Source organism: Archangium violaceum Cb vi76 (assembly GCF_000733295.1).
In the GTDB taxonomy this organism is placed as follows: domain Bacteria; phylum Myxococcota; class Myxococcia; order Myxococcales; family Myxococcaceae; genus Archangium; species Archangium violaceum.
The window spans coordinates 1-21,245 of record NZ_JPMI01000016.1 but is presented as its reverse complement, the minus strand read 5'-3'; the positions used below and the strand labels follow the sequence as shown (position 1 = coordinate 21,245).

The 21,245-nt window shown below is 69.1% G+C and carries 16 protein-coding genes and 1 pseudogene; 11 read left to right on the top strand and 6 right to left on the bottom strand.

From position 1 onward, the window contains the following. The 4 genes and pseudogenes from Q664_RS03205 to Q664_RS03190 all read left to right on the top strand — a co-directional run. A pseudogene (locus tag Q664_RS03205) lies at nucleotides 1-296 on the top strand (kelch-like protein); the annotation flags it as partial. Nucleotides 297-470: 174 nt separating this feature from the next. Then, a complete protein-coding gene (locus Q664_RS51520; RefSeq protein ID WP_052517612.1) occupies nucleotides 471-2,486 on the top strand; it encodes an ELWxxDGT repeat protein in 2,016 nt (671 codons plus the stop codon). 205 nt (nucleotides 2,487-2,691) lie between these two features. Then, on the top strand, nucleotides 2,692-3,090 hold the full coding sequence (locus tag Q664_RS51515; protein ID WP_052517611.1) for a hypothetical protein: 399 nt from the start codon (nucleotides 2,692-2,694) through the stop codon (nucleotides 3,088-3,090). Between the two features lie 17 nt (nucleotides 3,091-3,107). Next, on the top strand, nucleotides 3,108-3,419 hold the full coding sequence (locus tag Q664_RS03190; protein ID WP_043389737.1) for a hypothetical protein: 312 nt from the start codon (nucleotides 3,108-3,110) through the stop codon (nucleotides 3,417-3,419). A 138-nt stretch (nucleotides 3,420-3,557) separates the two neighbouring features. On the opposite strand, the gene Q664_RS03185 is transcribed toward Q664_RS03190, so the two are convergent. Continuing rightward, nucleotides 3,558-4,592: a M48 family metallopeptidase gene (locus Q664_RS03185; protein ID WP_043389735.1), complete on the bottom strand. Its 1,035-nt coding sequence runs from the start codon at nucleotides 4,590-4,592 to the stop codon at nucleotides 3,558-3,560. Next, nucleotides 4,589-5,365 (bottom strand): hypothetical protein, encoded by a 777-nt coding sequence (locus Q664_RS03180; protein ID WP_043389733.1) that lies wholly within the window; start codon nucleotides 5,363-5,365, stop codon nucleotides 4,589-4,591. The genes Q664_RS03185 and Q664_RS03180 overlap by 4 nt, the downstream gene beginning before the upstream one ends. Nucleotides 5,366-5,584: 219 nt before the next feature. Between Q664_RS03180 and Q664_RS03175 the strand changes: the two genes are divergently transcribed. From Q664_RS03175 to Q664_RS03150, 6 genes are all read left to right on the top strand, one after another. Continuing rightward, a complete protein-coding gene (locus Q664_RS03175) occupies nucleotides 5,585-6,499 on the top strand; it encodes an NmrA family NAD(P)-binding protein (protein ID WP_052517610.1) in 915 nt (304 codons plus the stop codon). Nucleotides 6,500-6,663: 164 nt separating this feature from the next. Next, nucleotides 6,664-8,985 (top strand): family 2 encapsulin nanocompartment cargo protein terpene cyclase, encoded by a 2,322-nt coding sequence (locus tag Q664_RS03170; RefSeq protein ID WP_043389732.1) that lies wholly within the window; start codon nucleotides 6,664-6,666, stop codon nucleotides 8,983-8,985. 3 nt (nucleotides 8,986-8,988) lie between these two features. Next, nucleotides 8,989-10,395 (top strand): family 2B encapsulin nanocompartment shell protein, encoded by a 1,407-nt coding sequence (locus Q664_RS03165; protein ID WP_043389730.1) that lies wholly within the window; start codon nucleotides 8,989-8,991, stop codon nucleotides 10,393-10,395. Nucleotides 10,396-10,442: 47 nt separating this feature from the next. After that, nucleotides 10,443-11,849, top strand: a complete 1,407-nt coding sequence (locus Q664_RS03160) for a family 2B encapsulin nanocompartment shell protein (protein WP_043389729.1) — start codon at nucleotides 10,443-10,445, stop codon at nucleotides 11,847-11,849. 319 nt (nucleotides 11,850-12,168) lie between these two features. Beyond that, complete coding sequence (locus Q664_RS03155) at nucleotides 12,169-13,425, top strand: hypothetical protein (protein WP_160174322.1); 1,257 nt, start codon at nucleotides 12,169-12,171, stop codon at nucleotides 13,423-13,425. A 27-nt stretch (nucleotides 13,426-13,452) separates the two neighbouring features. Next, nucleotides 13,453-14,430 carry a hypothetical protein gene (locus Q664_RS03150; protein WP_043389727.1) on the top strand — a complete coding sequence of 326 codons (978 nt, stop codon included), beginning with the start codon at nucleotides 13,453-13,455 and terminating at the stop codon, nucleotides 14,428-14,430. Here Q664_RS03150 and Q664_RS03145 read toward each other — a convergent pair. Both Q664_RS03145 and purF read right to left on the bottom strand, forming a co-directional pair. Next, nucleotides 14,400-15,611: a phospholipase D-like domain-containing protein gene (locus Q664_RS03145; RefSeq protein WP_052517609.1), complete on the bottom strand. Its 1,212-nt coding sequence runs from the start codon at nucleotides 15,609-15,611 to the stop codon at nucleotides 14,400-14,402. The two genes, Q664_RS03150 and Q664_RS03145, sit on opposite strands and share 31 nt — an antisense overlap. Before the next feature lie 261 nt (nucleotides 15,612-15,872). Further along, nucleotides 15,873-17,270, bottom strand: coding sequence for an amidophosphoribosyltransferase (gene purF, locus Q664_RS03140; RefSeq protein WP_043389725.1), 1,398 nt, complete (start codon nucleotides 17,268-17,270; stop codon nucleotides 15,873-15,875). Nucleotides 17,271-17,418: 148 nt separating this feature from the next. On the opposite strand from purF, the gene Q664_RS03135 reads away from it, so the two are divergent. After that, nucleotides 17,419-18,723 (top strand): hypothetical protein, encoded by a 1,305-nt coding sequence (locus Q664_RS03135; RefSeq protein WP_043389723.1) that lies wholly within the window; start codon nucleotides 17,419-17,421, stop codon nucleotides 18,721-18,723. Nucleotides 18,724-18,732: 9 nt separating this feature from the next. On the opposite strand, the gene yhbY is transcribed toward Q664_RS03135, so the two are convergent. Then, nucleotides 18,733-19,032, bottom strand: coding sequence for a ribosome assembly RNA-binding protein YhbY (gene yhbY, locus Q664_RS03130; RefSeq protein WP_043389722.1), 300 nt, complete (start codon nucleotides 19,030-19,032; stop codon nucleotides 18,733-18,735). 54 nt (nucleotides 19,033-19,086) lie between these two features. Beyond that, nucleotides 19,087-21,245: J domain-containing protein (locus Q664_RS03125; protein WP_043389721.1), on the bottom strand; the 2,159-nt coding region annotated here is incomplete at its 5' end.

Here is a 21,245-nt window from a genome sequence, read left to right as displayed (position 1 = left end):
CGAACACCTGGGCGGCCACGGGCAGCATGCTCTCGCCGCGCCGGTTCCACACCGCCAACCTGCTGCCGGATGGCCGCGTGCTGGTGGCCGGTGGTTACCACCAGCTGACCGGTATCCAGACGGCCTCTGACCTCTACGATCCCGCCACGGGCACGTGGACGAAGACGGCCGCCATGAACGTGGACCGCTACAAGCACACCGCCACCCTGCTCAACAACGGCACGGTGCTCGCGGTGGGTGGTGTGAGCAACCACGACCAGGCGTCGGCGGAGTACTACGACCTGGCCGAGCTGTAATCACGGCTCGTCCGCCGAGGGACCGGGAGGGTGCCGCTGCCCTCCCGGTGATGCAATCCGAGGCGTAACAGGGTTTCATGCAGGGGACGCGAGGCTCTCGGGCCAGCGTCCCCTGTTTTTTTTTGGCATGTGTCCTGCCGGAGGGCGCACGCCGCATCGGAAGGAAGACCGCAGATGGCTCATCGTTTCACGGAGTGGTCGTGGCTGCTGGCGTGCGCGCTGGTGGGGGGGAGTTACTTGCCGGCCCATGCGCAGGCCACTCCCGTCCCGGGGTGCCGTCCCGCGACGCTCATCAAGGACGTGTACCCGGGGGCGGAGGGCTCGTCGCCGCCCTTCTACCAGGCCTTCCAGCGGATCGGCTCCACGCTCTACTTCTCCGCCACGGGCTTCGGTGATGCGAGCAACGTCGAGCTGTGGAAGAGCGACGGGACGGCGGCCGGGACGGTGATGGTCAAGAACATCAACCCGTTGGGGGACTCGCTCCCCGAGATGCTGATGGATTTGAACGGGACGCTCCTGTTCAAGGCGGATGATGGCACGCACGGCGTCGAGCTGTGGAAGAGCGACGGGACGGAAGCGGGCACGGTGATGGTGCGGGAGATTGGCGAGGGGGCGGAGTCTGGAGGCACCACCGACATGGTGTTGATGGGCGGGAAGGCCTGGCTCACCGGCGCCAACCATGTCGAGGGCCGCGAGCTGTGGACGTCGGATGGGACGTTCGCCGGCACCCGGCTCGTCAAGGACATCAACCCCGGTCTCCCGGGCTCCATCACCCCAGGAACGCTGCGGGTGATGGGCAGCACCCTCTATTTCGTCGCCAATGACGGTACCCGTGGCTCCGAGCTGTGGAAGAGCGACGGGACGGAGGAGGGCACGCAGCTCGTCAAGGATCTGGAGCCGGGCTCCGGCGGGTCCAGCGTCGGTGAGCTGACGGTGGTGGGCTCCACCCTCTACTTCACGGCCTACACCGGCGGTCTGGTCAACGATCTGTGGAAGAGCGACGGAACGGCGGCCGGCACGGTGCGCGTGAAGGACATCAACGCCGTGACCTCGAGCGCCTCCCCCGAGGCCCTGGTGGCGGCGGGCGGCAAGCTCTTCTTCCGGCTGGACACCCCGGATGCGGGCGCCGAATTGTGGATGAGCGACGGGACGGAGGCGGGCACGGTGCGCGTGAAGGACATCCGGAGCGGGACCGGGGGCTCCTTCCCGGAGAACTTCATCGACGTGGGCGGGACGCTCTACTTCACCGCGGATGACGGCGACAGTGGGGTGGCGCTGTGGAAGAGCGATGGGACGGCGGCGGGCACGGTGCGCGTGAAGGACATCAGCGAGGGGGGCGTGAGCACCGTCATCCAGCAGATGACGGCGGCGGGCTCGGTGCTCTTCTTCGTGGTGGATGACGGTACCAGCTCCAAGCTGTGGATGAGCGATGGGACGGAGGCGGGGACCCGGGTGGTGCCGACCCTGACCGCCAGCAATCCGAGGAACCTGACGTTCACGGGCGGCACCCTCTACTTCTCCGCCGAGGACGCCACGTCCGGGCGGGAGCCGTACTCGATGTCCCCCTCGATTCCGCTCGACTGCACGCCGCCGGCCATCACCTGCCCGGCGAACGTGACGGTGGAGGCCACGGGCCGCTCGGGCGCCACGGTGAACTACTCCCCCGCGACGGCGACGGATGATGGCGCGGCGGCCCCCACGGTGAGCTACAGCCAGGAGTCCGGGACGGACTTCCCCGTGCAGGAGAGCGAGGTGACCGCCACGGCCACCGATGCCGCGGGCAATACCAACACCTGCTCCTTCAAGGTGACGGTGAAGGACTCCGCGGCCCCCTTGCTGCTCTGCCCGGCCGATGTGGAGACGACGGCCACCAGCAACGCGGGCGCGGTGGTCAACTACCCGGCCGCGCAGGCGACGGACAACGTCTCGGACGTCACCGTCACCTACAGCACGGCGGCGGGCGCCACCTTCCCCGTGGGCAACAACCGCGTGGATGTCACGGCCACCGATGCCTCGGGCAACCGGGCCAGCTGCTCCTTCACCGTGAAGGTCGCCGCGGCGCCTGGTGGTGGTGGCTCCGGGTCTGGCTCCGGCTGCGGCTGCACCTCGGGCCTCACGCCGGACGCGGCCTGGCTGCTGCTGGGCACGCTCGTTCCGATGCTGGCGCGCCGCCGCCGCTCGGCCCCGTAACCCCTCCCCGGGAACCTGCCCGGGCGCCGCTCGTGGGCGTCCGGGTGGGCGGGAGGGCTGGCTCGGCTTCGCCCCTGTCTCCGCACGGTAGGCGAGGGGGCGAGGCCCCGCTGTCCGAAGCCGTCATGATTCGCATCTTCCGCCCGAAGGGGCGTCCGGGAAGGACCCGGCCGCCTCCATTTCCTCACCGCGGCAGGAGCGAGCGATGGCGCAGCGGATGGATGTTCGGGTCGGCATGGATGTGAAGAGCAGGGACGGCCACCGGTTGGGCAAGGTGATCGGCCTGGCGGACGATGCCTTCGTGGTGGAGAAGGGCATCTTCTACGCCAGGGACTACCGGGTCCCCTTCCGGTCCGTGGAGACCATCGAGGGGGATGACATCCTCCTCTCCCTGGACAAGGACCAGCTGCGGAAGGCCAGTCTGGGCGAGGTGCTGCAGGCGTCCGATCGGCTGGACATGGGGACGGACTCGCTGTCCGAGGCCCGCATGGACAGCGCGAAGTTCCAGGACCACGGCCAGTACGACCTGCGTACCGAGCGCGAGAAGGACGCGGAGGTGACTCCTCCCATCGGCTTCGATCCGAACACTCCCTCGCGCTACTAGCACCGCACTCCCAGGACATGCACGTCGTCCAATTCCTGCTGCCGCTGCGTGACAACGAGCGGCGCGCGTTCCCCAGGAAGGACTTCGAGAGGGTCCGCTCCGAGCTCACCGAGCGCTTCGGGGGCGTCACCGCCTTCTTGCAGTCCCCGGCCTCGGGGGCCTGGAAGGAGGAAGAGGAGGGCGGGACGGTGCGGGACGAGATGCTGCTCTTCGAGGTGATGGTGGAGCGGCTCGACCGGGCGTGGTGGAGCGGCTACCGCGCGGAGCTGGAGCGCCGCTTCCGGCAGGAGCGCGTCGTGGTGCGTGCGCTCGGGGCCGAGATGCTCTGAGCCCGTCGCTGACGCGTCATTGACGCGTCAGGGCCACGTCACTGACGCGTCAGCGGGCTCCGTCCTCCTGCTCGCGCGTGACGCTCTTCCTCTGGAGACGCTCCGCTCCGAGCCCGGCATGGGCATTGCTCCTGGGACTCACGCCGCCGCCGGGCGCTTCGCGCGCTCGTAGTGCCCGGCGAGGATCTCCAGGTAATTGCCATGCTCCACCCATTCCAGCAGGTGCATCACCCGCCAGGCGACGAATGGGTGGCTGCTGTCCATCGTCATCAGCGTCGCGAGCAGCCCGTCGAACCAGTTGTCCTCTTCCATCTTCGCGAGCGTGCGTGCCTGCTGGATGAAGGGGGCGAGCTGCATCCTGGTGCGCCGTGCGGTGCCCGGCCGGTTCCCGCCCGCCAGCTTCATCAGCACGTGGAGCGAAGCACCCAGGTCCCTGCACGCCAGCAGGCCCGCGCGGTCCGCCGTCAGCTCGGAGCAGCGCATCCATTTGTAGAGCGCCTTCTGCAGCGGGAAGCTCAGCACCTGTCCCACGGTGCCCAGCAGGTGGGTACCGCTGGCCATCACCAGGGCCACCTGACGGTAGAGCCCATGCTCCGCGTGCATGTGGCCCAGCTCGTGCCCCATCACCGAGACCACCTCCGTGTCATCGAGCTGGTCGAGCAGGCCCGCGTAGACCATCACCGAGGGCTCCTCGCTGCCATGGGTGGCCGCGTTGATGTGCGGGGACTCGGAGAGGAACAGCGTGGGGCGTTGGCTCAGGTCCAGGCTCTGGCGGGAGCGCTCCAGCAGCGCCACCAGCTCGGGGAACTGGTCGTCTCCGCAGAGCACGGCGCTGGAGAGGTTGAGCAGCCGCAGGCTGCGCTCGCCCAGTTGCGTCATCAGCCAGCGGATGAGCGCGGGGAAGCCGGGAATGCCCTTGAGGGCCGCCAGCGTCGTGCGATCCAGGGGGTGCTCGTAGGCGTTGGAGGCGATGCCGGTGAGCGGCTCGCCGGGGGCGAGGAACAGGGCCTCACCGCACGCACCGCACTCGCAGTGGTGGGGCTCGAGGATGGCGCGTGCCACCTGGACGCGATTGCGCCGGCCACAGTGGCGGCACTCCAGCAGCTTCACGGGGGCCTGCTTCGCGTCCGGCCAGAGGGCCCGGGTCAGTTCGGCGTGGGACTCGTTCTTCACGACTTCCTCCCGGAGGTGCGGCGGGCCGGTGCACCCGCGCTCTTCTTCCTGGCCGCGCTCTTCTTCTTCGCGGGCGGACGCACCCGCGCCTCCACGACCTCTTCCTCCCGCTCCCGCCGGGTGGACTCGGTGGCGAGGAACTCGCGGCGCTTCCGCAGGTCGTCGATGCAGCGCTCGCCCACCCGGGTGGTGAGGACCTTGTTCATCGACGAGCCCACCGCGATGCCCACCAGCGGCAGGGCCCGCACCAGGCCCCTGGAGAGCTGGAGCAGGGCGATCTTCGTCATCACGCCCACCAGGTGCTTGGAGACCTCGCGCGGCGCGTACCTCCAGATGGCGACACCCTCGGCCCTGGCCACGTCCACCAGGACGTTCTCGCCGCTCTTGGCGTCGTACGTGCTCACCGAGGCGAGCAGGAACGCGAGCTGCCGCTCCTCGTCCTTCCGGATGTCGAAGCCATGCAGCCAGCTGAGCACGAGCGCCATCTCCACCTCGTACTTGAGGAGGAAGCCCATGTCCGCGAGCGCTCCCCCCAATGCCGCCACCAGGGTGCCGGCTCCGGGAATCAGCGCGGGCGCGGCGGCGAGGCCTCCGGCGACCGCGGCGCGGTTGGAGAAATGCCGCACCACCTCCTCGGAGGCTTCGCGTGGGTCCTCCTTGGCCCGGCGCAGGTGCTGCTCGGCGAGGGCGATGAGGCTGTCCGTGTCCGAGAGGATGCGCTCGACGGCGGTGAGGAGCTTGCGCCCCTGGCTCTGCTCTTCGGCTTCCTTCATGGAGTCCCCCTCGGTGCGGAGGGCGCCGGCAGGGCGCCCGATGACGGGACGCTCGCGAAGCCTCGTGGCCCTGTCAAGCCGGGGGGCGGCGGGCCCTCCACCTGCTCTCCAGCGGGCGCTCCCCTGTGACGGCGAGGCGAGACGCACATCAGGGCTGAAGCGAGAGGGCGGAAGCGAGGGGTCCGGGTCTGGCCCCGGTCGAGAGGTGAGGAGGCGGTCATGTTCGTGGTGACGGGAGCATCGGGGCATACGGGGTCCGTGGTGGCGCGAGCGCTGCTGAGGCAGGGCCATCGGGTCCGGGTCATCCTGCGGGATGAGGCGAAGGCCGAGCCGTGGCGGCGGTTGGGGGCCGATGTCGTGCTGGCGGACCTGCGTGACGTCTCCGCGTTGGCGCTGGCGATGGTGGGGGCTCGGGGGGCCTACCTGATGGTGCCGCCGCCCATGCCCGCGAGCACCGGCGTGATGGAGGCCTGCTGGTCGGTGGTGGATGCGATGGGTCGGGCGGTGGAGGAGAGCGGGCTGCCGCACTTCGTGTTGCTCTCCTCCCTGGGCGCGCAGTACCCGATGGAGACGGGCCTCGTGAAGACGCTGTACCTCGCGGAGCGGGAGCTGGGCTCGCGGGGCACGCCGATGACGGTCCTCCGCGCGGCGTACTTCATGGAGAACTGGGGCGAGGGGCTGCCCGCGGTGGCGGACTCGGGCGTGATGCAGGTCTTCCTCGGCCCCGCGGACCGGCGGATCCACATGGTGGCCGCGCGCGACGTGGGCGAGGTGGCGGCGCGGTTGCTGCGCGAGCCCACGTTGGGCCGGCGCGTGGTGGAGCTGACGGGGCCGGTGGACTACAGCCCTGTCGAGGTCGCGGACACGCTGGCGCGGCTGCTGGGCCGGCCCATCCGCCTGGAGGAGCACCTGCCCGCGGCCGGGGTGCCGATGCGCATGGGGATGGGTTTCTCGGCCGAGATGGCCCACCTCCTGGCGGAGCTCGACAACGCCATCCTCCACGGCCGGCTCACCCTCGAGCATCCCCTCCACGTGGTGCGCGGCTGGACCACGCTCGAGGAGGTCCTGGGTGGGCTGCTGCGGTCCCTCCAGAGCTCGCCGCACCCGGGGGAGGGCACGACCGCCTCACCTTAGCTTTCCACGAATTGCAAAGACTTCCATGCACCGGGCCCGTCTCGCGCCATGAGAATCTGGCGCGAATGTTTCTGGTACGTGAAAACCGCATCCCCTGACAGGGAAAAAACTGGAGTGTCGTCCGCCTGGCACTACAAACGCCCGGCGTTCGATGAGGTACAACCATGACTGCGTCGCAAGCCAAACAACCCTTTCAATTGCCAGATTTCTACGTGCCCTGGCCGGCGCGCCTGAATCCTCATCTCGAGGGTGCCCGGGTGCACTCGAAGGCGTGGGCGCGCGAGATGGGCATCCTGGAGCCCAAGGACGGGACTCCCGATGTCTGGGATGAGGCGAAGTTCGATGCCATGGATTACGCGCTGCTCTGCGCGTACACCCATCCCGAGTGTCCCGGCCCCGAGCTCGACCTGGTCACGGACTGGTATGTCTGGGTTTTCTATTTCGATGACCATTTCCTGGAGATCTACAAGCGTTCCAAGGATTTGACGGGCGCGAAGGCCTACCTCGACAGGTTGCCAGCGTTCATGCCGGTGGACCTCTCGGCCACGCCGGAGCCAACCAATCCGGTGGAGCGGGGCCTGGCGGACCTGTGGAAGCGCACGGTGCCCACCAAGTCCGTGGAGTGGCGGCGCCGGTTCTTCGAGAGCACCAAGAACCTGCTCGACGAGTCGATGTGGGAGCTGGCCAATATCAGCGAGAAGCGTGTCTCCAACCCCATCGAGTACATCGAGATGCGCCGCAAGGTGGGTGGAGCGCCCTGGTCGGCGGATCTCGTGGAGCACGCCGTCTTCGCCGAGGTGCCGGCCCGCATCGCCGAATCCCGTCCGATGCGTGTCCTCAAGGACACGTTCTCCGATGCGGTGCACCTGCGCAACGATCTGTTCTCCTACGAGCGGGAAATCCTGGAGGAGGGCGAGCTCTCCAACTGCGTCCTGGTGCTCGAGCGCTTCCTGAACGTGGAGACGCAGCGCGCCGCGGACCTGACCAACGACATCCTCACGTCGCGGCTCCATCAGTTCGAGAACACCGCCCTGACCGAGCTGCCCCCGCTCTTCGAGGAGTTCGCACTCAACCCGGTCGAGCGGACGCACGTCCTCTCCTATATCCGGGGACTCCAGGACTGGCAGTCCGGCGGACACGAGTGGCACATGCGCTCGAGCCGCTACATGAACAAGGGCGGCGGCAACGCGGGGATTTCGCTGGGCAATCTTCCCCTGGGCCCCACGGGCCTGGGCTCCTCGGGGGCGCGGCTCCACCTGTCTCCCGGTGCCCTGGGACTGCAACGGTTCAAGAGCTACGCCCACGCTCCCTTCACGGCCGTGGGCCCGGTCAAGCTGCCGCAGTTCTACATGCCGTACAAGACGCGGCGGAGCCCGCACTTGGACGCCGCGCGGCGCAGCTCCAAGGCGTGGGCGCGCCGGATGGGAATGCTGGAGTCCCTGCCAGGCCTCCCGGGCGTGTGCATCTGGAATGACCACATCTTCGATGTGGCCGACGTGGCCCTCTGTGGTGCGTTGATCCACCCGGCGGCGACGGGCGAGCAGTTGGATATCACGGCCTGCTGGCTCGTCTGGGGCACCTACGCGGACGACTACTTCCCGGCGCTCTACGGCTACAGGGGCGATATGGCGGGCGCGAAGGTGTTCAACGCGCGGTTGTCCGCGTTCATGCCGGATGACCCCGCCGCCCAGACCACCGTCCCCACCAACCCGGTGGAGAAGGGCCTGGCGGATCTGTGGGCTCGCACCGCCGGCCCCATGTCCGCCGAGGCGCGCAATCACTTCCGCAAGGCCATCCAGGACATGACGGAGAGCTGGTTGTGGGAGCTGGCCAATCAGATGCAGAACCGGGTGCCGGATCCGGTGGACTACGTGGAGATGCGCCGCAAGACGTTCGGCTCGGATCTCACGATGAGCCTGTCGCGGCTGGCCCACGGCCACGGGCTCCCGGCCGAGCTCTTCCGGACCCGGGTGATGCGCGCGCTGGAGAACTCGGCCGCCGACTACGCTTGCCTCACCAACGACGTCTTCTCCTACCAGAAGGAGATCGAGTTCGAGGGGGAGATCCACAACGGCGTGCTGGTGGTGCAGCGCTTCCTCGACCTGGACAAGGCGCGGAGCGTCGAGGTCGTCAACGACCTGATGACCGCGCGGATGCTCCAGTTCGAGCACATCATCAAGACCGAGCTGCCGACGCTCATCACCCACTACGGGTTGGACGGCAAGGCGCAGGAGCGGCTGCACGCGTACGTGGAGCAGCTCCAGCAGTGGATGGCCGGCGTGCTCATCTGGCACCAGACGGTGGACCGCTACAAGGAGTTCGAGCTGCGCCGCAGCCGGACGCCCGGGCGCTACCTGCACCAGCTCCGGGGTCCCACGGGGTTGGGTACTTCGGCCGCGCGCATCGTGGCCCTGCTGAGTGGAAATCGGGCCGGGCAGACCGGCCACGAAAAAGATCGTGTTCTTCAGACGGAAGGAAAGAGGTAGGTCATGGCCAATATCGAGAAGCTGATTGAGGAAGCCCGGAAGCAGCAGATGAGCCTTGGGACGGAGGCGGCGCGCCAGCTGGCGACGACGACCAAGTCCACCCCGCAGATGCAGGGCATCTCCACCCGGTGGCTGCTCAAGCTGCTGCCCTGGGTGCAGGTCAACGGCGGCGTGTTCCGCCTCAACCGGCGCCTGAGCTACAACGTGGGCGATGGCCGCGTGACCTTCACCAGCACCGGCGCGCGGGTGCAGGTCATCCCCCAGGAGCTCCGCGAGCTGCCGCTGCTGCGCGGCTTCGAGGACCCCGAGGTGCTGCTCGCCCTGGCCAACCGCTTCGAGCAGAAGGAGTTCAAGGCCGGTGAGGTCATCACCCAGGCCGGCCAGGAGGCCGACTCCATCGTCCTCATCGCCCACGGCAAGGTGAACCAGATCGGCACCAGCAAGTACGGCGAGCAGACGGTGCTCGCGGTGCTGGCCGATGGCGACCACTACAGCTACGAGGTGCTGCTGGAGTCGAACGACCAGTGGAAGTTCACGGCCAAGGCCGTCACCCCGGTCACCGCGCTGATCCTCCAGCAGTCCGCGTTCGAGGCGGTGCTCGCCCAGTCCCCGACGCTGCAGAAGCACATCGAGGACTTCAAGGCGCTGGCCAAGAAGAAGAAGGACGCCTCTGGCCAGGCGGACATCGAGCTGGCCGCCGGCCACCACGGCGAGCCCGTGCTGCCGGGCACCTACGTGGACTACGAGACGTCGCCCCGCGAGTACGAGCTGAGCGTGGCGCAGACGGTGCTGCAGGTCCACACGCGCGTCGCCGACCTGTTCAACGATCCGATGAACCAGGTCGAGGAGCAGCTGCGCCTGACCGTCGAGGCGTTGAAGGAGCGCAAGGAGCACGAGCTCATCAACAACCGCGAGTACGGCCTGCTGCACAACGCGGACCTCAAGCAGCGCATCCACACCCGCAGCGGTCCGCCCACGCCGGATGACATGGACGAGCTGCTGGCCACCGTGTGGAAGGATCCGTCCTTCTTCCTGGCCCACCCGCGCGCCATCGCCGCGTTCGGCCAGGAGTGCAACCGCCGGGGCGTCTACCCGGGCAGCATCGACGTGAACGGCCGCGCGGTCACCGCCTGGCGTGGCATCCCCATCTTCCCCTGCAACAAGATCCCCATCAGCGAGTCGCGGACCAGCTCCATCATGCTGATGCGCACGGGTGCGGAGAACCAGGGCGTCATCGGCCTGCACCAGGCCGGCATCCCCGACGAGATCGAGCCCAGCCTGAACGTGCGGTTCATGGGCATCAACGACAAGGCCGTCATGTCGTACCTCGTCAGCACCTACTTCTCCGCGGCGGTGCTCATCCCCGACGCGCTCGGCATCCTCGAGAGCGTGGAGATCGGCCGCACCTAGGGTGCGGGCGGTCCTGAGTCAGTCCAGATACAGCTGAGGCACAGCTCATGGCGAATACGATGAACACGGGCAGTGGTGGTGAAGCAGAACAGCGGCAGATGAGCCTGGGGACGGACGCGGCCCGTCAGTTGGCGACGACGACCAAGTCGCGGCCGCAGATGTCGGGAATCTCCCCCCGGTGGCTGTTGCGCATGCTGCCCTGGGTCGAGGTGCCAGGTGGCGTGTACCGCGTCAACCGGCGTCTGACGTACTCCGTGGGTGATGGGCGCCTCAGCTTCGCGAATGTCGGCGCCCGGGTGGAGGTCATCCCCCAGGAGCTGCGGGAGCTGCCGTTGCTGCGCGATGTGGAGGACACCGGGGTGTTGTCCGCCCTGGCCTCCCGGTTCGTGCAGCGGGAGTTCAAGCCGGGCGAGCGGATCGTCGAGGCGGGTCAGCCCGCAGAGCAGGTGATCCTGCTCGCCCATGGCATGGCCCAGAAGGTGGGCCGTGGCCAGTATGGCGACGAGGTCCTGCTCGAGACGCTCGCCGACGGCGATCACTTCGGTGACATGTCGGTGCTGGAGTCGAACGACCAGTGGAAGTTCACGGTCAAGGCGCTCACCCCGTGCATCGTGATGATGCTGCCGCAGCGGGTGTTCGAGGATCTGATCAAACAGTCCCCGGTGCTGTCGGCACATGTGGATCGGATCAAGGAGCGGTTGAGCAAGCCCCAGGACAAGGCGGGGCAGGCGGCCATCCAGCTCGCGGCGGGACACCACGGCGAGCAGGAGCTGCCGGGGACGTTCGTCGACTACGATCTCCATCCTCGCGAGTATGAGTTGAGCCTGGCGCAGACCCTGCTCCGGGTGCATACCCGCGTCGCGGACATCTTCAACGGTCCGATGGACCAGGTGAAGGAGCAGATCCGGTTGACCATCGAGGCCCTGCGCGAGCGGCAGGAATACGAGATGATCAACAACCGGGACTTCGGTTTGTTGCACAACGCGGATCTCAAGCAGCGCATCCACGCACGCAGCGGACCGCCCACGCCCGACGACCTGGACGATCTGCTCAGCCGGCGCAAGAAGTCGCGGTTCTTCCTGGCGCACCCGCGCGCCATCGCCGCGTTCGGTCAGGAGTGCACGAAGCGTGGGCTCTACCCGCCCACCGTCGAGGTGGAGGGCCGGAAGTTCATCGGCTGGCGCAACGTGCCGCTGTTGCCTTGCGACAAGATCCCCATCTCCGAGCACGGCACGACCTCCATCCTCGTGCTCCGTACGGGGAAGGACGATCAGGGTGTTGTGGGCCTGCGTCAGACGGGCATCCCGGACGAGGTCGAGCCGGGTCTGTCCGTGAAGCACATGGGTGTGAACGAGAAGGCGGTCTCGTCCTATCTCGTCAGCACCTACTACTCCGCGGCCGTGCACATCCCCGACGCGCTCGGAGTCCTGGAGAACATCCAGCTCGGGCGCTGAGCGTCCTCGGATTCCCCCTCGCCCCCTCCAGGGGCGGGGGCGGGCCGTGCATACGTTTTGACGAGCTGGGGCATGCTCTCGAGGCATGAACAGAGCGCCACTGCTGCTGCCCCTGCTCCTGTGCCTCGCCCTGCTGTCCGTTTCGTGCGCCGCGTCGCGGGCACAGGTTGCTGAGGGACTGCCACGGCCTGTGGAGGATTCATCGGCGGTGACTCCGAGTAGGAGCAGTAGTACTCGTGAGTCCCGGCGGTCCTTGGTGGTCGTTGCCCCCCAGCAAGAGCGGCCTTCTTCGGTGCAGTCCATTGGCCCGCGGTTGCCCGTGGGTTTTCGCGAACTGCCCGAAGGCCACTGGCAACTCCTCTTCCCACCTCAGCCACCGAACCTCACGCTCGAGGTGTTGAGCCTCGCGGAGGTGCGCCCGCTCCTCACCGCCTTCTCCACGCTCGAGCCGCGCTCGGGTCCACGGCTTCGCCTTCTGGAGGTGCCTGGCGCGGAACATGACTCTCAACGCTCCGCCATCGACTGGGAAGCGCGTGTGCGCGAGGAGTTCCTCTCGCGCTTTGGCCCCCCGCTCCTCCCACTCCCCGAGTCACTCGCCTCCAGCCGTCTCTTCCTCGCCCTTCAGCTCTCCACGCGCTACATGGCCGACGGCATCCGCGAGGCAGCCATCGCCCTCTTTACCTCACCCGTCTTCGTCCTCAGCGTCTGCCTTTCCATCGTCGTCTACTTTTCCGCCTGGCTCATGCCAGAGCCGCTGTTCTCGAAGGCATTCGCCGCCACCCTCACGCTTCGCCTTGCGCTGGCCGCGGGCCTCGTGGAACTGGGACAGGTGGCCATGGCGTGCCTGCGCCTGCATCAAGAGGTGGAAGCCTCCTCGACTCCCCAGGAGTTGGAGGCAGCCTCCGCTCGCTTCGGCAAGTCCATGGGGGGAACCTACCTGCGCGTGCTGGTCACGGTCGCCACCTTCGGCCTGACCCGCTTCATTCCCCAGGTACCCGAGGGCGGTATCTGGCGACTGTTCCCCCCAGCGACGCCACAAGGGTTCGTCCTTCTCGAGCAGTCCGCCTCCAGCGCTCAGGTGGTGGCGAACGGCTCCCTCATCGTCTCCGGTGTCGCCGTCGGCTCGGCCTCCTGCCCTGGTCTCGTTTGGTGCGCGACGAATGCCTTCGGTGGCTCTCCCGGTTCCGCCCCCAGGCTCTCCACCCGCTACGGACCTCCGCACACCCGGAAGAATCCGCGACACAATGCGGCCATCGAGGATGAACTGGCCGCACGCGAGGCTGCGGGGCATACCGATCTACGAAAGAACAAGCCCCAGGTGGATGAACGGGGCACCCGGCTTTTCGAGCAGAGCCCCACGGCCAGGCCCGCCTTCCGCAGGCCGGACGTCTCCTCCATCCGCCCCGATGGCATCCGGCACAACATCAACTATGTCTCCAACTCGAGGGATTTGAAGCGCGAGCTGGAGGCTTTCGAGGCGATGAAGCGCGCGGACCTGGACGCCATTCATGAGCTGTACCTGCTGGATGGTACATTGGTCCGGCGGCACGTTCCCGTCGGCGTCCAGTTTCCCTGAGGCGCCAGTTGGTTGATGACACCCAGGATGGACAAAGCCCAGCTTCAGCGTGCGTTCGTGGACGCGTACCACCAGGGTGACGAGGCACGGGCCCGCGAATGGCTGCGGCAACTCGGCGCGCGGCCCAGGACCGTTCTGGAGGCACTGTTCGAGGAGCCGGATGCAATCGTTCGCCAGGCCGCGGCCTTTGGCCTGGGCGAACTGGGTGGAGCCGCCAGTGTGCGGCGCCTGGAGCAGCAGCTCGCCCTGGAGGAAGCTCGCGGAGACCATGACGCAGCCTCCGTCATCGAAGCGATCACCGACGCGCTGGGGCGCATCGCGGAGGCCTCGGCTCGTGTGGGGCTGCTGCGACAGGTGGAGCGTCTGCCCGGCGCCAAGACGGCTCCCGCGGACGTCAACACTCTGGCCCGTGCGCTGTGGCGCAGGCGCCACCCGGAAATACTCCTCGCTGTCCAACGAGCGTTGGGGCGGCTCACCATGCCAACCGCCGCTTCCCTGCGGGGACTGGCGGTTCTGCTGGAGAAGTCGCCAGAAGAGCTGGGGGTCTGGGTGGAGGACCCGGCGGTATCCATCGAGCAGAAGGCGGAAGTGCTCACGGTGCTGGAAGAAGAGGTGCCCGACACACTGGTACCCGTTCTGCCCGCGTTCATCTTCACCGCCAGTGTCCAGGCTCCCCTCGCCGTGCACGAGCGGGGTGAAGCTTCCTACTACTGCGAACGCCTCTTCATCCTGCTGTTCCTGCACGCGGAACGCGTCATTCCAGCGCTCACAGCGGCAGCCCGAGCTGAGTTGCGTGGGATGGCCCGGACGTTGGTGGCGGCGAAGTCCCAGCGTTGTGCCCTCAGGGCCGTGTCGATGCTCCAGTTCGTCGGGCAGTCCGAGGACCTGGCGCTGCTCGAGGCTCATCGCCCCGAGGATGCGACGCTGGCTGCTGTCTTCGACGATGTTGCTCGGGCCGTGCGCCACCGGGCGGCTCAAATTCCCCCGGTAGGCTCGGCGGACTGAGCACGGACCTCGAACGCTGGCTCACGCCCGATACCAGGTGTGGGCCCTGGCGCATCCCGTCCTCGGCCCTCCGAGGTCACCTGGCGCGAGCGTGACATGTCCACCCGCCAGCGCTCCTCGAAGTCCGCCGCGAACGCGCGGTCGTCCACGACCAGAGCGCCTTCATCCAGGTACTCCATCGAGAGGAAGTCGAGGTTGATGGACCCGACCACCACCAGCCGATCGTCCACCAGCATCGTCTTCGAATGCATCATGGAGGGCTGGTACTCGTACACCTTCACGCCGCTGCGCTCGAGGTGGCGGTAGAAGCGGCGTTGGATGAAGGTCACGCTCGGGTGGTCCTGGTACGGCCCCGGCAACAGGAGCCGTAGGTCCACTCCCCGGGCCGGGCGTGCGCACAGCGCGCCGAGCACCTGTGGCGGCGGGACGAAGTACGCGTTGGCCACCCACGCTCGCTGTCGCGCGGCGGCCAGCGCGATGTGCGTCACCCACCGGGCATGCGACAACCCCTTCACGTCGGTGCTCGTCACGTACGCGGCGCGTGCGTCTCCGGCGGGCCGGGTCCGCTCGAACTCGGCGGCGGGCAGGAGCTGGCCGCCCGTCTCCATCCAGTGGTTGGCGAACGCCACCTGCAGCTGCCGCACGACGGGCCCTTCCACTTCCACATTCGAGTCCCGCCAGCCGTCCGGAGAGAGGCCGTCGCCGTTCCATTCGGGCGCGATACCGAAGCCGCCCGTGAAGCCCATCCGCCCGTCGACCACGACGAGCTTGCGGTGATTGCGCCCGGTGAAGGCGATGGGGTGAGCCATGAGGGGCCGGAAGTAGCGCACCTCGCAACCCGCCTCTACCAGGCGGGGGTAGAGTTGTTGAGGGAAGCCGGGGCTGCCTATCGGATCGACGAGGATGCGCACCGCCACGCCTTCCCGCGCCCGGCGGCAGGCGAGCGCGGCCAGTTGTTCGCCCGGCTGTCCGGGCCTCCAGATGTACATGTCGACATGGATGGAGTGGCGCGCGGTGCGGAAGGCCTCTTCCATCGCGGCGAATACCTCGCCGTTGTCGCGCCACGCGAGGCGGTTGCCTCCCACCATGGAGGTCGCCGTCGTCTGCATCAGGGCGAGCCCCACGGAGTCCACCCCTTCGGGCAGGCCCCTCCCCAGAGAGCCCCAGGGTCCGAAGGTCATCCACCGCTTCAACCCACGTCTCGCGAGGACCCCCAGCCCAGCACCCACCGCCAGTCCCGCTACCAGCGCACGCCCCATCCCCCCAAGCTACGCATCGCCCTCCATGTCACCTGCCAGGGGCTCGTGCGCTCGCCAGGCCGCTCTCCCACCTGACACCAGGCCCAGCAGCACGAGGCCGGCGAACACGGAGCGGGTGAACTGCCGCTCCGCGCGGAAGGCCTCGGGATGGGAAGGCGCCGCCCTCTCCGGAAGCGGGACGGCTCAGGCGATGGCGAGCTTCGGGGTGGACTCGGAGGCCGACGTGGCGCCCGGGTCGAGGTCGCCCGTCAGGTACTTGCCGGAGAAGCAGGCCGTGCAGAAGGTGGTGCGCTCTTTGTCTCCCACCGCGCTGCCCAGGCCCTCCATGGAGATGTAGCCCAGCGTGTCCGCCGTCACGTAGCGGGCGATCTCCTCCACGCTGTGGCTGGAGGCGATCAGCTCCTGCCGGCTCGGCGTGTCGATGCCGTAGTAGCAGGGCCACTGCGTGGGCGGAGAGGAGATGCGCAGGTGCACCTCCAGCGCTCCGGCCGCCTTGAGCATCTTCACGATCTTGCGGCTGGTGGTGCCGCGCACGATGGAGTCGTCCACCACCACCACGCGCTTGCCCTTGAGCACCTGGCGCACCGCGGACAGCTTCAGCTTCACGCCGAAGTGGCGGATGGACTGCTGGGGCTCGATGAAGGTGCGGCCCACGTAGTGGCTGCGGATGAGTCCCACGTCGTACGGAATGCCGCTGGCCTGCGCGTAGCCGATGGCCGCCGGCACGCCCGAGTCCGGCACCGCGATGACCAGGTCCGCCCCGGGCGCCGGCTGCTCCTTGGCGAGCTGCCGCCCCATCTCCTTGCGCGTCTCGTACACGCTCGTGCCGAACAGCACCGAGTCCGGCTTGGCGAAGTACACGTGCTCGAAGATGCACCGGCCCAGCTTCGTGGGCGGGAAGGGGTTGCTGGCGTGCAGGCCCGTCTCGTCGATGACCACCATCTCCCCGGCCTCGAGCTCGCGCAGGAACTCCGCCTCGATGAGGTCCAGGGCCGTCGTCTCGCTGGCCAGCACCCAGCTGTTCTTCAGCATGCCGAGCACCAGCGGGCGGAAGCCGTTGGGGTCTCTCACCGCCACCAGCTTCTTGGCGGTGAGGAAGAGGATGCTGTAGGCGCCCTTCACCCTGGAGAGGGCCTCGACGATCTTCTGCTCGAAGGTGGGCTGCTTGGAGCGGGCGATGAGGTGGATGACCACCTCGGTGTCCGAGTCCGACTGGAAGATGGCGCCGTCGGCCTCGAGCTGGGTGCGCAGCTCCTGCGCGTTGACGAGGTTGCCGTTGTGGGCCACCGCGAGCTGTCCGCCCACGTACTCCACTGTGAGGGGCTGGGCGTTCTTGAGCTGGCTGACGCCCGCCGTGGAGTAGCGCACGTGGCCGATGGCCGCGCTGCCCGGCAGCTTCTCGAGCGTCGGCGCGGTGAAGATGTCCGCCACGAGCCCCATCTCGCGATGGGCCCGGAGGCCGTGGCCATCCGAGGCGACGATGCCAGCGGACTCCTGCCCACGGTGCTGCAGGGCATGCAGGCCGAGGTACGTGAGGTTGGACGCCTCTGGGTTACCAACGATTCCGAAGATCCCACACATGGCGCGAGCCTTACCCCCTTCGGGTGCCGAACGGAACTGGAGAACGGCCGCCTCCTGTGGGGGTATTCCGGGATTGACGGAGGGGGGCGGGCAGGCAGGTGGAGATTCACCTGGAATTCACCATCTGGAGGTAGGCTTCCCTCCCTGGATGTCCTCACGATTCCGGCGCGGGTTGCGCCACCTGTTTCCCTTGATGATTCTGACCGTGGGCTCGGCGTACGCGCTCGCGTCCTGGAACTGGTGCGGGCGGTGGAGCGAGCGGACGCCGGTGGTGCTGGAGCAGGCGAGGGCCGAGGGCCCTCTGCGGGCCGGGGCGGCGAGGGTACCGTTGGCTCCGCCCTATCCCGTGGTGGTGGCCGGCTATGGGCCTCCTCGCCCCGAGGCCAGCCAGGCGGATACCCCACCCCAGGCCCGTGCCGTGGTGCTGGCCACGGGGGACGTGAAGGTGGGGCTGGTGTCGCTGGAGCTGCTGCTGGTGCCCGATGAGCTCGTGGCGGCGGTACGCGAGCGGGCCGCGGGCCTGGGGCTCCAGCACGTGGTGGTGGTGGCCACGCACGCGCACTCGTCCTTCGGGGGATACGACCCTCGGCTGGTGTCGCAACTGGTGGGGACCGGGCGCTTCCGGAAGGCGGCGCTGGAGGCGGCGGTGGCCGGGGCCACCGAGGCGCTGCGTCAGTCGATGGCGCGGCTCGCGGACGTCACGCTGGAGGTGGGTGAGGCGAAGGAGCCGGGGCTGGTGCGCTCGCGCTCGGGGGGCGAGGCTCCGGATGGAGCGCTCACCCGGGCGGTGCTGCGGGGCGCGCAGGGTCCGGTGGCGGAGCTGCTGGTGTTCGCCGCGCACCCCACGGTGATGCCGAGGAAGCAGGCTTTCGTGGACCCGGACTGGCCGGGGCGGCTGAGCCAGCTGCGCGAGGAGCGGAGTGGGGTGTCGCTGGTGCTTCAGGGGGCCGCGGGCAACGTGTCGGTGGACTTCAACGAGGGCCAGGGCGTGGAGAAGGCGCTGGGGTACGCGCGGGCGGTGGCGGGGTTGGCCGAGCGCGCGGCGCCGGTGGTGGCCGGGAGCCAGAGGCTGGCCTTCGCGCGGGTGGAGGTGGCGCTGCCGAGGCCGGACGCCTCGCGGCTGGTGCCGTCGTACTCGCGAGCGGCGGGGGACAACTTCCTGTGCGCCTCGTCCTCGCGGACGGCGGAGGTGGGGGCACTGACGCTGGGGCCGCTGGAGCTGCTGATGCTGCCGGGCGAGCCCACGGTGGGCGCCGGCGAGGCGCTGGTGCGCCGCACGGGGGCCACGGGCGTGCTGGGGCTGGCGGACGGCTACGTGGGCTACGTGGAGACGCCGGAGCGGGTGGAGGCGGGCGAGGGGGAGTCGCGCCGCCAGTACTTCGGTCCCGCGCTGCTGGAGCGCCTGGCCACGGGGGCGGATGAGGCCGCCCGGGCCGCGGGCTTCACGCGCTGAGCGGACCGCTCAGATCTTCTCGAGCTTCTCGAACTTCGAGTCCTCGTCCCGCTTCTTGAAGAGCAGGGCGGTGCGGCCCAGGAGCTGGGCCAACTCGGAGCCCGTGCCCTCGGCGAGCTTCTTGGCGGCCTCGTGGCGGTCCTCCGGGCCCTCGTTGATCTTCACCTTGATGAGCTCGTGGTCGTGCAGCGCCTGCTCGACGGCGGCGATGACGCCCTCGGTGACGCCCGACTGGCCCACGATGACCACCGGCTCCAGGTGGTGTCCCAGCCCGCGGAGGTGGCGGCGCTGTTTTCCGGTCAACGGCAAGATGCTTCTCCTCGTGTAGGGGAACGCCTGGGGGCGCTCCCGGGGTGGCGCACCCTACTTCTTTTGCGCCGCCATGCGGATCTCCCGCTGCGCGTCGATGTGATTTGGCTGCACCTCCACCGTCTTCTGGAAGTGCTTCAGCGCGCCGCTGGTGTCACCGCATAGCTTGGCGATGACCCCCAGGAAATAGTGCCCCGAGGCCACCTTGTCGTTCTGCTTGAGACACTGCTGGATGTCCTTGTAGGCCTCGTTGTAGCCCGTCTTCTTGTCCTCGAAGGTGAAGAAGCGGGCGTAGCCGCGCCAGGCGAAGAACTCGGGCTCCTCGGGGTTGAGCTGGATGGCCTCGTCGAGCAGCTTGACGGCGTCGGCGAACTTGCGGGCCTTGATGTAGAGGCCGGCCTTGCGGAAGAGCTCCTCGCTCTTGAGGATGGCCTCCACGTCCACCTGGGCCGGCTTGCTGCCGCCGGTCTTGAGATCCTCGATGTACGCGGCGCGGCTCTTGTCGTCCGAGAGCGCGCGGTAGGCCTCGCCGATGTAGGCGAAGATGTCGGCCTTGAGCTTCTCCAGCTCGGGAGGCGCGCCGGGCGGCAGCGTGTCCGGGTGGTACTGCTTGGCCAGCTTGAAGTAGGCGATCTTCACCGCCGGGCCGTTGGTGTCCGCGCCCAGGCCCAGCCGCTCGAAGTGGTTCTGCTCCTTCATCTTCGCGGCGAGCTCCCGGAGCGCGGGAAGCTCGCTGGCACCGGGTGTGGAGCCGGGGGCCGCAGCGGGAGCGGAGGCCGGAGCCGGGGCGGCTGGTTTCGCCACGGGCGGAGCGGCGGCCGCGGCGGGTTTGGCGGCGGGAGGAGGCGAGGCGGGCTTCGCCGCGGGGGCCTGGGGTGCCGCGGCGGAGGCAGGTGCCGCCGGGCGGGGCGCGGTGGCCTGGGGCGTGGCGCCGGGCTGGGCGACCCCTGGAGCCGTGGCCGCGCGGGCGGCCTGGGGCGCGGCGGCGGGAGGCGTGGCCGGTTTGGCGGCGGGAGCCACGGGAGGAGCCGTCTTGGCGGCGGGAGCCACGGGGGGCGCCGTCTTGGAGGCGGGAGCCACGGGGGGCGCCGTCTTGGCGGCGGGCTGGGCCGCCGGGGCACCCGCCTGGGCGGGGGGCGGAGCCGGCGCGCGCGGGGCCACGGCCGCGAAGGACACCCCATCGAGCTCCTTGAGGAGGAACACGAGGCGCAGCAGGTGGTCGGCGTCCTGGGGGATGTCGTTGAGGATCTGGCCGGCGGAGCGCGCCCCGTCGATGAGGGCGAGCACGCGCACCTCGTGAGGGGTGAGGCGCAGGTCACCGGTGGCCACGCGGCCGTTGGACTTCATCACCGGCAGGTTCAGCACGGGCTGGAGCCGGCGGCGGAGGTCCGTGCTGGGGATGCGGCGCACCAGGTCGCTGAGCACGGCCCACTTGTTGCCCAGGGGCATGGCCTTGGCGGCGGGCAGCTCCTTGGGCTCGAAGGTGAAGGAGCCGGACTCGGCGCGCAGGCCCTTGAGGAGGATGGCCTGGGCGCGGTGGGCGAGCTGGGTGAAGGCGGAGGCGGGCTGGAGGAGCCCCAGGCCGAAGAGGGCCGCGAGCAGCTCTCCGCCGAAGCGTCCGCGGGCGGCCTCGGCCTGCTGGAGCTGCTCGGTGGTGGCGAGCCTCGCCTGGAGGAGCCAGGCGCCCAGCGCGTCCTCGGGGTGGGAGGAGTCGATGAACTCGGGGTTGCCCTTGCGGAAGTGGATGCTGACGGCGCAGTCGGGGAGGGTGAGCGTGAGCAGCCCCGTGTGGTTGCCGGCGGCGATGAGGCCGTAGAGGCGCACGGGCGAGTGCGTCTCGAGCGTCCCGTTGGCGGGAGGTGGCTCCTCGGAGACGGGGGCGACCGAGGTGAAGGTGCCCGAGGGGCGCATGACGGCCGGAGCGGGAGCGGCGGCCGCGGGAGGAGGCACGCCCGGAGCCTGGGCAGCGGGCTGGGCGGGTGCACCGGGCGCGGGCGGGCGGGTGGCACCGGGGTTGGCGACGGGCAAACCGGCTCCGGGGACGGGAGCCCGGGTGACGGCGGGGCCCGCTCCGGGCGCGGGAGGACGGGTGACGGCGGGGCCCGCTCCAGGAGCTCCAGGCGCGGGAGGACGGGCGACGGCGCCGGGGCCCGCGACAGGCACACCGGCTCCGGGGATGGGAGCCCGGGTGACGGCGGGGCCCGCTCCGGGCG